The organism is Mucilaginibacter ginsenosidivorax, assembly GCF_007971525.1.
Classification (GTDB): Bacteria; Bacteroidota; Bacteroidia; order Sphingobacteriales; family Sphingobacteriaceae; genus Mucilaginibacter; species Mucilaginibacter ginsenosidivorax.
The window spans coordinates 6,532,355-6,547,400 of sequence record NZ_CP042437.1; the positions used below are offsets into that span (position 1 = coordinate 6,532,355).

The 15,046-nt window shown below is 40.5% G+C and carries 12 protein-coding genes and 1 tRNA gene; 5 read left to right on the forward strand and 8 right to left on the reverse strand.

Annotated elements, in window-relative coordinates:
* The first annotated feature begins 5 nt into the window (after positions 1 to 5).
* Complete coding sequence (locus tag FSB76_RS27180) at positions 6 to 911, forward strand: ribose-phosphate diphosphokinase (protein WP_147059066.1); 906 nt, start codon at positions 6 to 8, stop codon at positions 909 to 911.
* Positions 912 to 1,019: 108 nt separating this feature from the next.
* On the opposite strand, the gene FSB76_RS27185 is transcribed toward FSB76_RS27180, so the two are convergent.
* Complete coding sequence (locus FSB76_RS27185) at positions 1,020 to 1,262, reverse strand: hypothetical protein (protein WP_147059068.1); 243 nt, start codon at positions 1,260 to 1,262, stop codon at positions 1,020 to 1,022.
* Positions 1,263 to 1,432: 170 nt separating this feature from the next.
* Here FSB76_RS27185 and FSB76_RS27190 point away from each other — a divergent pair, with 170 nt between their 5' ends.
* The 3 genes from FSB76_RS27190 (at position 1,433) to FSB76_RS27200 (ending at position 5,400) form a co-directional block, all read left to right on the forward strand.
* Positions 1,433 to 3,688: a TlpA family protein disulfide reductase gene (locus tag FSB76_RS27190; protein WP_147059070.1), complete on the forward strand. Its 2,256-nt coding sequence runs from the start codon at positions 1,433 to 1,435 to the stop codon at positions 3,686 to 3,688.
* A 24-nt stretch (positions 3,689 to 3,712) separates the two neighbouring features.
* Complete coding sequence (locus FSB76_RS27195) at positions 3,713 to 4,417, forward strand: tRNA1(Val) (adenine(37)-N6)-methyltransferase (RefSeq protein WP_147059072.1); 705 nt, start codon at positions 3,713 to 3,715, stop codon at positions 4,415 to 4,417.
* Between the two features lie 488 nt (positions 4,418 to 4,905).
* Positions 4,906 to 5,400 (forward strand): metallophosphoesterase family protein, encoded by a 495-nt coding sequence (locus FSB76_RS27200; protein WP_147059074.1) that lies wholly within the window; start codon positions 4,906 to 4,908, stop codon positions 5,398 to 5,400.
* A 183-nt stretch (positions 5,401 to 5,583) separates the two neighbouring features.
* Here FSB76_RS27200 and rnhA read toward each other — a convergent pair whose 3' ends face one another.
* Together rnhA and FSB76_RS27210 are read right to left on the reverse strand one after the other, a co-directional pair.
* Positions 5,584 to 6,042 (reverse strand): ribonuclease HI, encoded by a 459-nt coding sequence (gene rnhA / locus FSB76_RS27205; RefSeq protein WP_147059076.1) that lies wholly within the window; start codon positions 6,040 to 6,042, stop codon positions 5,584 to 5,586.
* 121 nt (positions 6,043 to 6,163) lie between these two features.
* Positions 6,164 to 8,272: a heavy metal translocating P-type ATPase gene (locus FSB76_RS27210; RefSeq protein WP_147059078.1), complete on the reverse strand. Its 2,109-nt coding sequence runs from the start codon at positions 8,270 to 8,272 to the stop codon at positions 6,164 to 6,166.
* A gap of 99 nt (positions 8,273 to 8,371) precedes the next feature.
* On the opposite strand from FSB76_RS27210, the gene FSB76_RS27215 reads away from it, so the two are divergent.
* Positions 8,372 to 8,445, forward strand: a tRNA-His gene (locus tag FSB76_RS27215).
* A 505-nt stretch (positions 8,446 to 8,950) separates the two neighbouring features.
* Here FSB76_RS27215 and FSB76_RS27220 read toward each other — a convergent pair.
* From FSB76_RS27220 to FSB76_RS27240, 5 genes are all read right to left on the reverse strand, one after another.
* On the reverse strand, positions 8,951 to 9,388 hold the full coding sequence (locus tag FSB76_RS27220; RefSeq protein WP_147059079.1) for a GNAT family N-acetyltransferase: 438 nt from the start codon (positions 9,386 to 9,388) through the stop codon (positions 8,951 to 8,953).
* 9 nt (positions 9,389 to 9,397) lie between these two features.
* Complete coding sequence (locus FSB76_RS27225; RefSeq protein ID WP_147059081.1) at positions 9,398 to 10,540, reverse strand: glycosyltransferase; 1,143 nt, start codon at positions 10,538 to 10,540, stop codon at positions 9,398 to 9,400.
* Between the two features lie 70 nt (positions 10,541 to 10,610).
* A complete protein-coding gene (locus FSB76_RS27230; RefSeq protein WP_147059083.1) occupies positions 10,611 to 12,938 on the reverse strand; it encodes a GumC family protein in 2,328 nt (775 codons plus the stop codon).
* A gap of 6 nt (positions 12,939 to 12,944) precedes the next feature.
* Positions 12,945 to 13,724, reverse strand: a complete 780-nt coding sequence (locus FSB76_RS27235) for a polysaccharide biosynthesis/export family protein (protein ID WP_147059085.1) — start codon at positions 13,722 to 13,724, stop codon at positions 12,945 to 12,947.
* A gap of 47 nt (positions 13,725 to 13,771) precedes the next feature.
* The gene (locus FSB76_RS27240; RefSeq protein ID WP_147059087.1) at positions 13,772 to 15,040 is read right to left on the reverse strand and encodes a glycosyl hydrolase family 28-related protein; all 1,269 of its coding nucleotides are present in this window, start codon (positions 15,038 to 15,040) and stop codon (positions 13,772 to 13,774) included.
* Positions 15,041 to 15,046 lie beyond the last annotated feature (6 nt).

A 15,046-nucleotide genomic window follows, 5' to 3' on the forward strand; every position in this document is an offset into this window, starting at 1 on the left:
TCAGCATGAAAAAGTTACTGTTCGCGATAAAAGATTATGAATACCTGGCCCAAAAAGTAATGGCCTGTGGAACGTTTGAGAAAGGACAGATAGAGGTGAGCACATTTACCGACGGCGAGCGCTACCAGCGCATTCTGTCGCAAATTGAAAACCGCGACATCATCCTGATTGGTGGCACAGTAACCGACGAAGCGACACTGGAACTATACGACCTGGCATCCTCCTTGGTAAGCTACGGCGCCAATTCATTAACCCTGGTTATACCGTACTTCGGCTACTCGACAATGGAACGAGCTGTTCTAAGCGGCGAAATTGTAACCGCCAAAACTCGCGCGAGACTCATCTCGGCCATCCCCAAATCAAACCGCGGCAATAAGGTAGTTTTGTTCGATCTGCATTCCGAAGGTATACAATACTATTTTGAGCACGACCTGTACCCGGTGCATGTGTATTGTAAAGATCTGGTGATAAAAGCCGCCCTGAAATACGGCGGCGATAATTTTGTAATGGCCAGCACCGATGCAGGCAGGGCAAAATGGGTTGAGTCGCTGGCCAACGACATGGGCGTAAACGCAGCCTTTATCCTGAAACGCCGCCTGAAAGGCGACCACACCGAAGTAAGCGCTATAAATGCCGACGTAGCCGGCAAAACGGTAATTATTTATGACGACATGATCCGCTCTGGCGGTAGCATCATCAACGCCGCCCAAACCTACAAAAATGCAGGCGCGGGCGATATTTATGTAATAACCACCCATGGGCTGTTCATCAACAATGGCATCGAGCGGCTAAAAAGCAGTGGACTGATCAAAAAATTGATCAGCTCAGATTCGCACATGAATATGCAAGCCGTTAATGATGATTTTGTGGAGGTAAATAGTTTGGCGGAGCTGATTTGTTCGGTGATATAGGATTTATAAGTCAAGCCTATAATACCAGATACGAAGCAATCTCAGGTATGCAAGGTGAAAATGCACGATTGCTTCGTTCCCGGCAATTACATGGTGACAGGGTAAATATTAGTTCGCCAGATGATCTGCAACAACTTTAGCTGTTTTTTTTGAAAGTATTGTTTTTTGTTCCACTACATCCGCGGCAGCCTTTTTAAAGCTTTTTTTGATGGTGCGCTCCAGTTTTTTGCGGTTATCGGCGCCGTCATCGGTCAGGAACAAATAAGCTACAGCACCTGCGGCCAGTGCGCCAACGGCTATTGAAGCTATCAAAAATGTATGGTCTTGTTTTTTTACAAATGGATTTTTCATAGTCGTAATTTTTATTTTATAACAACGCCGGGCTGTTTTGGTTCTGATTCATTTTAATTGAAATTTAAAAGGCAACAAAAAGTATTGAAAATATAATATAGGGTATCATTAAACTGTAGCCTATATTATCAGTCAAACATTCGCCTATATTTCATCTACCTGTTACCACAATGAAAAAACTAACCTTATTCGCCTGTTTCATTCTTTTTATTTTTAATGCTTCGGCTCAGCGTATAATTAACAACCCAGCCTTTTTTGCCAACAACGCCAGGGGGCTAAGCATCAGCAGGGTAACTATCAGCGATACGGCAACGCTGATTAGTTTTAAAACAGATTATCAATCGGACACCTGGTTTAGGATGCCATCGGGCCTTTACCTTGTTAATGGCGATCAAAAATTAAAGATCAGAGCAGTCGATAGCATTCAGTTAGGTAAAAGCACCCTTATAAAAGGGGGCAAAATTGTATTTACCTGCAATTTTCCGCCTGTAAGTATCCATACAAAAAAAATAGACATTGCCGAACCGGATTGCCAGCAGCAGTGTTTCAATATTTGGGATATTGAACTACCGGAAATATCAGTTCCCGAAGCCCTGGCAGGCGATTGGTTTAAAACAGACGGCAGCAAACAATGGGAGTTGGGTGTTTACAACAGCAAGCTTGCTTACAATAGCAGGTTATGGAACTATACATTTTTAAAACGGCAGCGTAAAAATATATTGATTGGCTTAAAAGATGGCAATCAGAGGCTTACTTTAACGTTAGAAACAGGTGATAATAGCCGGCTGTATATTATTGAAAAAAAATCGACTGTTGCATTATTTAATAACGCGGCAGCCGGCAAAACCAAAGTAGCCGATAACAAAAACGCTTTTACCCTGGCAAACGTTTACAAAACCGGCATGGCCGAATACGTAGGTTATATAAAAGGCTATTCGCCGCGGATGGGATTTAACACCGGGCAGGTATTTGTCAATAACGCGGTTACAGGAGGACAGGAAAATTATCTTATAAAAATAGCGGACGATGGAAGTTTTAAAGCAAGTTTCCCGGTTAATTATACAAAGCAATGTTATGTGCATTTTCCTTTTTCTTACGCCGCTATATGCTTTGAAGCCGGTAAAAAGGTATTCCAAAAGTTTGATTTAACGGGCAGTGCGGTGACCGCTAATTTTATGGGCGATAATGCTGCGCTTAATAACGATTTATACCATACACAGTTTATTTTGTTGGGTATTGACTGGATTAAAGTTAGAAAGGATGTGCTTGACTTTACTCCCGCACAATACAAAGCTTATTATATTAACCTGCGCCAGGAGCGGCTGGATATTTTAAATAATTACCGCTTACAAAATGGAATGACGACACAGGCATATAACCTGGCGCGGCTGAGCATTAACTATACCTTAACCCAGTTTTTATTTAAATATAACGCCGAGAAATGGGAAGCTTACAGGCAAGCAAATAACATCGATCCGCAAAACAGGCGCAGCCAATTGCCACCGGTAAAACTTGAAAAAACTTATTATTCCTTTTTTAAGGATGTTGCTTTTAACGATCCATTGGCGATAGTTTCGGTCGATTATACTTTTTTTTGCGACAACTTAAAGAATAATGAAGAAGTATCAGCAGCTCAACGCCAATATATTTTCGACTATGTAGCGCGATCGAAAAAAAGTAAAATTCCTGAGGCCGATGCTGCATTCCTGGATGTAATGCTGGCAGATGCAAAACAAGACCGCATCATCCAGCTAAAAGGCGATGAGCAAAAAATGATTCGTACAAATGTGTTAAAGGGAATGATAGATGCCGAGATGAGTTTTGATCTTCAACTGATGGACGCTCAGGATACCACAAGTAAAATAGAAGCCAGTTTTGTACCGCTTTCGCCGGTACAGCTTGCAGCTATGCGCACGCACTTTACAAACCCGTATGTTTTTTCATTACTGAAGGGCTACAATACCAATATTGCTAACAAAATTGAGGCTAACAAAAAGCAAACAGGTTATGCAAAGCGCGAAATACCTCAATTGCCCGCCGATAGCATTTTTTCGTCCATCATCAGCAAATACAAGGGCAAAACCATCTATGTTGATTTTTGGGCAACCTGGTGTGGCCCGTGTTTGCAGGCAATTAAAGAAATTGCTCCCTTAAAAGACGAATTAAAGGACGATAAGAACATCGTTTTTGTTTACATCACCAATCAAACATCGCCGGTTGGCACGTACAACGGTATGATACCAAATATAAAAGGAGAGCATTACCGGGTGAGCGCTGATGAATGGAATCAATTAACAAGCCAGTTCCAAATCAACGGTATTCCACATTATGTATTGGTGAAAAATGGTGTGGTTAACAATCTTAAATACCAGCCTTTTGATTATAATACAATAAAAAACCGGTTGCTTGATACTACGGGCAATTAACAATTTTGCCTTACTTTCGCATCAATGTTCCATTTCAAACAATTCAGCGTTGACCAAAGCGGCTGCGCCATGAAGATAAATACCGATGGTGTTCTGCTTGGTGCACTGGCGACGGCGGATAATCCCCAATCGATATCAGATATCGGTACCGGAACAGGCGTTATCGCCCTGATGCTGGCCCAACGTTTTGCCAACGCGCAAATTGACGCAGTGGAGATTGATGAAAGTGCGGCGGAGACTGCCGAAAGGAATTTTAAAAACTCGCAATTCGCGGATAGGCTCAGGGTTTATCCTTCAGGGTTTAAAGAATTTTTTGAGGGTCATCCCGGCAGCAAATATGACCTGATTGTTTCCAATCCACCATTTTACATCAATTCACTGTTATCGCCGGGCGCAAAAAAGAACCAGGCTAAACATGCGGGGGAAGGATTTTTTAAGGAGTTGATCCAATCTGTTTCCGTCCACCTAACCGCAAATGGGGGTTGCTGGCTGGTATTGCCTCCGGATACGGCAGATATGGTAAAGGCCCTGGCCGCACAAAACGGATTACACTTACAAAAGGCCGTAAAAATCAGGTCTTTTGAAAAAGATGAGCCTCACCGTGAAATTGTGGTGCTTGGATTTCAGGAAATCGCGGCAGAAATAACTACCTTAACAATTTATAAAGAAGTAAATGTTTATTCTGAAGAATATAGACAGGTACTTAAACCTTATTTTTTAGCCTTTTAGATGAAAACTATATCAACCCTGGGAATATTGTTACTGTTTATACCGATTGTTGTAGCCCTATCCTCAATATTCAATAATTATTATTTTTACTCCAGAGATGCGTTTGTGACAAGATCTATATTAATAGGCAACATTTCGTCAATAATGTTTTATATAATCTTCATCGTTATTGCATTAATTTTAAATATAAAGGAAAAGTACATGGAAAATAGCGTGATGTGCGGCACCTTATTTTCGGCTTATATTATTTCTACTGTGTTTTCTTATATTATTATGTTCTTACAATCGTTAAAATTGGTCTGATATCCGATAGCTTCTACCGCGGGTTTAGCGCAGCGTACTCGCGGTTAACGATTGTGTAAGCTTCCAGCTTACGAAATTCAGCCGAAAGCAGAAATCATGATTTACACGGGCTGAAAGCCCTCGTGAGCTATTACTTTTTTTAATCTTAACTCTTGATTCTTGACTCTTGCATCTATCTTTACCCCATGACGCGCATTGGCCTGATATCCGATACCCACAGTTACCTTGATGAAGCTGTTTTTAAACATTTTGAGAACTGCGATGAGATTTGGCATGCCGGCGATTTTGGTACCATCGACCTGGCCGATCAACTGGCAGGCTTTAAACCGTTAAAAGGTGTGTATGGTAATATTGATGGGAAAGATATACGTATTGTTTACCCCGAAAATCTACGCTTTAACTGCGAGGGGGTAGATGTATGGATGACCCACATCGGCGGATATCCGGGGCGGTATAGCCAGCAAATCAAGACTGAAATTTATAGCAACCCACCCAAATTGTTCATTACCGGCCATTCGCACATTTTAAAAGTGATGCCCGATAAAAAACTGCAATTGCTGCATCTTAATCCTGGTGCGGCCGGCAAGCAAGGCTGGCACAAAGTACGTACCCTCATGCGCTTTAATATCGATGGCGATAAGATCCAGGATTTGCAGGTGATAGAACTGGCAGGGCGCTAAGATTATTCATAGTTAATGGATCATGGCTTTTTTATCTTAAAACAAACAATCATCCCGATCCGTCATTCCCCCTAACGACTAACGACTAACGACTAACGACTAACGACTAACGACTAACGACTAACGACTAACGACTAACGACTAACGACTAACGACTAACGACTAACGACTAACGACTAATGATTACTTCGCGTTTTCCACCTCAAAAACAGAGTCGATAAGCAATGGCGCGCGCTTGCCGGCGGCTACGGCCAACTGGTCGCAACGCTCATTCTCGGGATGGCCATTGTGGCCACGTACCCAGGTAAATTTGATTTGATGGAGTTTGCTTACATTTAAATAGCGCATCCAAAGGTCCTTGTTTTTTTTGCCGGCAAAACCTTTGGCAACCCAACCGTTAACCCAGCGCTTTTCGATAGAATCGATCACGTATTTAGAGTCGGAAAAGATCATAACCTGCTGGTTAGGCGTCTTTAACGCTTCGAGGCCCTTAATAACAGCCATCAGTTCCATGCGGTTATTAGTGGTTTTTCGAAAACCTTCGGATAGCTCCTTATAATGCTGCCCCGAACGCAATATCACGCCATATCCGCCTGGCCCGGGGTTACCGCTTGATGCACCGTCTGTAAATATCTCGATCATTTTGCAAATATAGTAATTGCCTACAAAGCCATAAGCCCCCTAACCCCCTAAAGGGGGAACAATGACAGAATGTATGATGGATATGCTAATCAAAAAACTCCCCTTCAGGGGGCTGGGGGGGTCAGCTTACCTTCTTTACCTTCAACCTCAACGAATTACCAATTACCACCACATCGGAAAAAGCCATGGCAAAGGCACCCACCATCGGGTTTAAAAAGCCGAAGGCAGCTACCGGGATAGCTATAATATTGTAGGCAAATGCCCAAAATAGGTTTTGTTTAATAGTAAGTAGCGTATGCTTGCTGATCTGTAAAAACTTAATAACCGAATGCAAATCAGTATTTAACAACACTACACTGGCCGATTGGATAGCCACCTGGCTTGCATCGTTCATGGATACACCTACGTCGGCCTTGGTAAGGGCAGGGGCATCGTTAATGCCATCGCCAATCATAATGGTTTTGCCTTTTTGTTTGTAAATATCAATTACTTTAAGTTTCTCATCTGGCAGCTTTTCGGAGTGAACTTCGGTAATTCCTATCTGGCTTGCAACTTTAAGGCAGCGGTTTTGTTTGTCGCCACTTAAAAGTACAGGGATAATGTTCATCTTTTTAAGTTTCGATATTAATAAAGCAGTTTCGGGCTTAATTTCATCGTCTATAGCAATCTGGGCCAGCAGGCTTTGATTTTTAAACAGCGAAAGGTTAAAGTGATCTTGCGTGTTTTGTTTTGCAGTACCCAAAAAGTAGTGGTTGCCATTTACATCTTCAGCACGCATCCCCAAGCCCTTTTCTTCCTGCACAGACTTTAAGATCACTTTTTGTTGAGACATGCTTTTTATCTCCTGTACCAATGATCTGGCTATAGGGTGGTTTGACCGTTCTTCAATAGCGGTAATTATCCCCCGAATTAGTTCCACGTCGGCGCCAACTTCTGCCTTAATCTCGTTTATGGTGAATTTTCCGGTGGTCAGGGTGCCCGTTTTATCAAAAACTACGTATTTGGTATTTGCAACAGCTTCGATAGTATCCCCGCCTTTAATCAGGATGCCATTTTTAGCGGCGCGGCCTAACCCCACCATAACTGCAGTAGGTGTGGCCAGCCCCATAGCGCAAGGGCACGATATTACCAGTACGGCAATGGCATTCATTAATGATTTTTGTATGCCCAGGCCGGCAGCAAAATAGGTGAGCACAAATGTGAGCAACGCTATCAATATCACCGCAGGCACAAATATAGATGCCACTTTATCGCCCAGCTTTTGTACCGGTGGTTTGGCTGCCTGGGCCTTTTTCATCAAATCGATAATTTGCGACAGGATGGTATTTGAGCCAACTTTGGTGGCCAGCATATGGAAGTTGCCATTTATTACTATAGTGCCGCCAATTACTTTATCGTATTTATCTTTTTCAACGGGAATGCTTTCGCCGGTAAGCATAGCTTCGTCAACAGAGACATTCCCTGAAAGGATCTCGCCGTCAACGGGTACCTTATCACCCTGGTTTACCACGAGCGTATCCCCCGGGCGAACATCTTTGGCGCTGATTACTTCTATAACGCCGTTAACTATCCTGTTGGCATTTACCTGCTGAATTTTAATCAGATCCTTTACAGCCGATGTAGTTTGCGTAACCGACCGTTTCTCAAACACGTTACCCAGCAGTACCAAGGTTATAATGGTAGCACAGGTTTCATAAAATTGGTATTGCGCTCCCAAACCCTGTATAGTACCAACAAGGCTGTATATAAATGCCGATGTAGAACCAATAAATATCAGTACATCCATATTTGGTACGCCGCCTTTTACCGAGCTCCAGGCGCTTTTACCAAAATGCAGGCAGCCCACTATAAAAACCGGAATACATAAAAGTAGCTGCACAATGGGTTGATGCAAAAAATGCCATGGCAGCAGCATATGCAGTAAAAGTGGCGCTGTAAAAGCGGCGCAGAAGATAAATTTGTTCTCCACCAGCTCATAAAATGCCGGCGAATGCAGGTTTATATCGTCAATTACTTTAAATCCTAAATTTTCTATCCCTTTTATTACTTCGGGTAGTTTGGACTCGTCGTCGGTTGAGAATTTTACTTCTTCGCCCGCAAAATCAACCAGTATATTATGTAACCCTTTTTTTTCGAGGAGTTTATGGATTGACATGGCGCAATTATTACAGTGCATTCCAGTCACGTTCAGTTCAATTAATTGCTCGGCCATAGCTACAAATTTAGCCATTAATAATAATCATTCTAAATAAATGAGGTAAGGTTAATGTAATTTTAAAAAAGAGTTTGCAAATAGGCCGAAGATTTCTATTTTTGCACTCTCCAAACGGTAGATGTAGCTCAGTTGGTTAGAGCATCGGTTTGTGGTACCGAGGGTCGTGGGTTCGAGCCCCATCATTTACCCCGAGTTTTAAAGGTTATCTGAAAAGATAACCTTTTTTTATGGTATTGATTAATTAGCAGGTGATTATCAATTCAATAAAGTAGTAGTCAGCTTCTTTTTTCGAGATCAAAATAATCCATGTTTGCGGGTATCATGGAAAAAGATATATTGTATATGCCCGTAGTACCTGGAATATTCGTGCGGGCCTAATTCTTTGGTAGCCCAAAGCTGATTTGCTACTTGGCATTACGAAACATCTTATTCAAATTTAATAGTATTTAAACAAGGTTGCTACAAAAAATGCCTGAATTTTCGTTAACTACGATATTTATTTATACTGTTAGCATTAATTATTCAGCAGTATTGGAGCAGTAGTGATTTAAAATTTAAAAAATTTAGAACTTACCAAGCATGGGATATCGCGCGGCTCCTCTTTAGTTTGTGATATCAAATTATGGTTTAGGTCTAACAGAACCTATTCCTGAAGAATAAAGTTGTAGCATCTGAAACTGCAGAAACAAATACTTACAGTTGTTTAAACATAAATACGTACTGGTCTGCTGCCAGCAGGTCGAGACTTTCATAAAAGTTAAATGCAGGGAGGTATCTGTTTGTCATTAATGCCAGTAGTTCAATTTGATTTTCCTTAGCATATTCCTCGCAATAGGACATTAGTTTTCTACCGTATCCATTTTTTTGAGCATTTTTGCTCACAAAAAGCTCGTCGACCATTAATTGGTCATTGGTCCACCATGTTTTTTTATGTCCTAAAATTGCAGCAACGGCAGCAGCATTATCATATATTATAAATCCTATAAATTTAATGTTATTTACAAGCTCTGAAAGGTATGCGTGCGCTTTTTCAGCAGTCCAATTACAGTTCCATGGTGGAGAATTATAAGCATCTACAAAAACTTTTGCGCAATCATCAACATGATTTTCTGTTATCGATATTATTTCCATAAAAACAAGTTAAATTAATTCCTCCTGGAATTTAGGGCTGCCCACATAGGCAGTCGTGAGCTGATGCTTTAATGCTGCCGGGTCATAAATTTGCTGGTAAAAGGCAAAAGCGTTGGCTTTTAAAGGTTCTATTGTAGAGGCGTCGAGATTGTTTATTCTTTCCATAATTGAGTATGGCTCACCGTTATTGAAACTAAGGCTTGTTACATTATCTATTATCAATTCCTTAAAAAATGGAATATCAGAAACAAGCGATGGCACCCTGAAGTAATACGGAATAGATAAAATACCCGATTGCGTGCCGGATATGTATGGAAAAGCTACACAAAAAGCGTTGGTAAACAAACTCTTTATTTCTTCGTCATCTATATAACGGTTAATGAATATTACATTTGATTCCTTTTGCAAATTCCGTTCAAAATAAATATGTCCTTTACCTGCTATTACCAAATGCCGGTTTGAGGCAACTTTATTATCGTTTATAAAAGCATTATATAAAATATCAACCCCTTTATATTGCTCAACCTGCCCAAAAAACAAAATGTAATTATTAATGCCCTTTAATTCCGGAGGGGTTACATTGCCTGTTTTAATTATTTCTGTAACCAGCGTAGGGAAACCGTGATAGTAAACATGCTTTTTTAAAAAATTCGCCAGCATCCAGTTGTACTGGTATTTACTACAGGTTACCAGGTTGTCTGTTTTTTTTATGAGATAGGTTACCCTCATTTTTACCAGCAAAGTACGTAAAAGCCAGCTTATCACATTTTTGTAAACCTTCTCGTGAAAAAAAAGGTCGTGAACGGTGTAATAAACTTTAGCCCGCTTTTTTAATCGCTTTAGATGAAGCGCCAGCGACGAATCCTCTGTTAATAGATGAATTACTTCAATTTTATTTTCCAGGCAAACCTTATCAATAGTTTTCAACAACTGCCTCGGAAATATGTTGTGGAGCAGGCCGCTAAACCTATTTTCAGGAAAATCTAAAAAGGTGTAATTATCACCGTTAGGTTTAAGCGCTCTCCGGTAATCGCATTTAGATGTGCATACAAATATACCATAGGTGTCTTCATCGCGCATTGTATTTACAATGGTGGCGGCAAATGGTAACAACCCGGCGTAAAATTCTGAACAGACGAATAATTTTTTCATTTAAAACCGATAGTACACGAGATAGTGGTTATTTAAGCACATCTCCTGTTTTGCTAATATTCGGGTTACATTATCCCGCTGCGGGAATTGCCTTATAATAAGAGTTATCATACTCATAACCGTAGCCAAATTTTTTCACATCCACACCGTTAAAAACAATTTGGATGTTAGGCAGCTTATTTTCTTTAACCAACGCCCGGATAAACTTCAGTTCGCTTTTCCGGGTAATTCCTTGTCTGACAACATACAGCGTAACGTCACTTATGCGCGCTATAATATGGGCATCAGCAACCAGGTGTACCGGAGGGCTATCGATAATAATATCGCTGTAAATATTTTTTAACTCTGCAATCAATTCGCCCAATCTGCCGTTTTCCAGCAATTCGGTTGGGTTTGAAATAAATGAGCCGCTACTGATGATATCAAGTGCCGGGTTAATGCCCGATGGTTGAATGATTTTTTTTAACGTAGTTTTCCCGTTAAGATAATCAGAAATCCCCTCATGTTTTTTCGATAACTTAAAAAGGTCTTTAATTGCCGATCGTCTTAAGTCCAACTCTAATATTATCGTTTTTTTGCCGGTATTGGCCAACGACAGCCCCAGGTTACCAGTGATAAAGCTTTTGCCTTCGTTTGAAACGCTTGATGTGATCAGGGTTACATGCGAGTGGTTATCGGGATTATAAAGCCCATACAATTTGGTTCTCAGGCTCCGGAATTGCTCTGTTACCAAACCACTTTTTGGCGTTATACCTGGTGTTTTTCTGTCTAAAGCTACCTCTGATAAAACAGGCACCTCAATTACGTTTTCAACATCCTTAGGATCCAATACTACGCCCCTGAATAAATGTATTATGTAAATAGCTATTGCCGGCAGCACAATGCCCAAAATTAAGGCAACAAGGTATATTAATTTTTTATTTGGCCATTTTGATGGTAAAGCATGAGCGGTATCAAGCACTTTATAATTTGATAACGTAGTTGCGTAGCTTAAAGAAACTTCTTCGCGTTTTTGCAGCAGGTATACATACAGATTTTCTTTGATAGATTGCTGCCGTTTAATGCTGATAAACTGGCGTTCCTGGGTAGGGAGGTTTGATATTGAAGATTCGGAACTTGAGCTTTGCGACTGGAGTTTACTTTGGGCATTAAGCAATGAAGCCTTAATATTTTTTACGTTTTCTTTAATTGCAGCTTTGGTTGTTTTAATTTGCGAATTGATCTCTTCAAAATCGGGATTAGTCTCTGGCGTGGTAGCCAGTAACTGGTCGTGCTGTAGCTGTAGCTGTGAAAGCTTTTCAACTGAGCTTATCAGCGAAGGATCATTTATACCTATTACAGCCGGAGCTTTATCTGCCGTATGAGGCGAATTTACAAACCGCTCGATACCTTCAATAACGCTTAACTGAACGTTAATTTCGCTAAGGCGGCTATCGTTAGTTTGTAGTTTCTCCAGTTCAAATTTTGCATCCGAGGTAATATCGGTGAGCCTGTTGGAGCTTTTAAAATTAGCAATATTTTTTTCAACGCCATTTAGCTCGCCGGTTAGTGAAGCCAGGCGCTGATCGATAAAACTAATTGTATTTTGCGTTTCCTTGTTTTTGTCGGCTATTTCGTCCTGGTTGTAAACCTGTATCAGGTGGTTAATAATATCCTTGCCTTTTTGCCTGTCGGTGGTGCTGAAGGTAAGGTCGACCGCGGTAGCCAGTTTATCTTCAAGGCTCGCATCAATGTTTTTTTGATAATAGTCCGTTAGCTTATCAGCATCAAGTAACGATACCTTAATAGTTTTATCTTTAAACGAAGCAATGTTAGCCGCCGGCACAAGTTTCCAGGTGCCAATTCCTGTGTGCATAACGTCATTAAACGAATATTGCTTGTAGTCCCCATCCGTTTTCATCAGGAAGGTTCTATCGTCTTTGACCTGTATCAGCGTTTTGATTTTATCGTCGGCATCTGCATTGGGCTTAATAAAAATCAGTTTAAAGGGCATCGAAGCGTAAAGATCTTTGTATAACAAGCCGTTTTTTTGCTGGTAACTTACATTTAGCTGAAGGTCATTAATAACCTGGTTAATCAGTTTAGCCGATTTCAACTTAGCAAGTTCATTTTCTACAACATCAGCGGTTTTAGGAAGGTCGATCTTATCTAAAACAGATTGATTGGCGTCGGGCTTATCTGCATCTTTCGGAATATTTACCAGCAAGGTGGCCTTTACCTGGTAAACCGGATCGGCAATTTGCATATATGCAAACGCTATAATAAGCATCAATATAGTAGTTGCTAAAATAACAGGCCAGTTAAAAATGTATTTAGCAAAAAGCGACTTTAAACTAACTGATGAGTTTTTTTCCTTTTCTGTGGCAAAAGTTAAAAACTGTGCGGGGTTGTTGCTCATAAAAATTTAATTACGCGTTAACACTATAGCCACAACAGATAAAGCTGAAATGATTACTCCCAAAACAGGCAGTCCGTTGGCAACAAGCTTCGAGCGTCCCGGGGTAACATATATTTCGTCGTTGTTTTTGAGGTAGAAATAGGGCGAATTGTAGATGTTTTTTGACGTAAGATCGAGCTGTATGTATTTACGTTCTCCGTCTTCGTTTCGTATTAATAAAACTTTTTTACGCATACCGGTTATATTTAAATCCCCGGCCAGGGTAAGCGCCTGAATTACGGTAGGGTGTTCGTCAATAACATTGTAGGCATTGGGGCGGGCCACATCGCCATATACATACACTTTAAAATTCACTATCCTGATGTTTACAACCGGATCTTTTAAATAAGTAAGCAAGGCTTTACCCAGGCTTTCGGTTAGCTGCGTTGTGGTTAAGCCTGAAGCTTTTATTTCGCCGGCCAAAGGCAGGTGAATATTTCCATTACCATCAACCATATAACCTATAACCGGATTATCGGGCGATGTGTTATAAGCATTGCCATTTACACGGGCCAGGTTATAATTAAAAACAGCCGCCGATTCGGGGTTTCGGCTTGTTATGTTAATACCCAGAATATCGCCGGTATGAATAAGATAATCGGAGTTATTGGTGATCTTTTCTGTCACAATTCCTTTTTTATCCAGATCCTTATAATAAGGAACATTTTTATAGGATTGGCATGATGACAGGGCATATGTGATAAGCGAGAGGGCTATAAAGAATCTTTTAACTTTAGAAATGTTCATTGATATTTTCTTTTTCAATTGTTTTAATACGTAATAATGCTTGATTGTTAGTTTTTAATGACGTTTAAATCAACATCCCCTTTGGATTTGATAAGCATCACACCACCTAAGTTCTTCCCCCGTAAAATGTTGTGCCTGAACGAAATACCCTGGTATCTGTAAAAAACAATACCGTTGCCTGGTATGGTTGATTTTATATAATTACTATCAACCTTAACGTTTGCCAGGCCGACGGTTGTACGGGCATCAGAAACGTTAATGGCCGGTGTACTAACATGAAGTACCCCCTTAAGGTTTTCAAAAGTGTTAATTATTATATTCCCGGTAATCTTAACATTTACATGGCCGAAGCAATCAATTTGGCCCTGGTAAATTTTGTTACCATAAACCTTATGATTACCGCTCAGCGAATCTACTGTGCCATTCTTATATCCATCATAAAAATAGCCTATGGTTACGGCACGCCGGTATTTTATTACCTTCCCCCTTTCAACAGGGCCAACGCCATCTCTGAAATTAAACAGGTTGTTGTATACCGATACATTAACCACACTTTCATTGGCGCTGTGCCTTTCTATATCAACACCGCCCACAAGGTATCCGTTACCATGCACCAGGTTATTATAAAACGAAGCTCCGTTTACGCAACAAAACATGGCACCTTCGCGATAGATATTAAAAAAAATACAATTATGAACTGCCACGTTTGTAACTATACGGGCGTTAAGCGTTTGTTCAAATGTATCCCCAAAAAGTAAACCATCGCCCCTGAAACTTTGAAATTTGCAGTTTTTTACCTCGATGTTTTTCCCGTTGTTTATGCTTAACGCATGGCAAAACTGGTATTCGGCGTCATATTTTTGTTTATCAAGGTTGCCATCAAAATCAATACCATCTATAACAATATTATCTATCGATGGCTCTTCCCACCAGGCCTGGTAAAATATAGAATTGGGATTGGTGCGGCCTCCTGATAAAATGATATGGCAATTTGCAATCCCTGAGCCAATTAAACTTATGCCGTTTAATAATTTGATGATTCCCGGTTTATCGCCATGCTGTTTTATTAAGTATGTTCCGGCAGGAAAATAAACTGAAGATATTCCACTTGATCTGGCCTGCCGCATGGCATCGCAAATTGCTTTGGTATCATCATGAATCCCATCACCCGCCGCACCGGCATCTTTTACATTTAAAATATCAGATATTATAACATGTTTAACAAGCGGCTTTTTTTCTGTAGAGTAACAGTTTGCCACTTTCAAAATAAAAAACGGGAATAATAAAATGAGCTTAAATAAAGTGTTATTGATCATGAAATA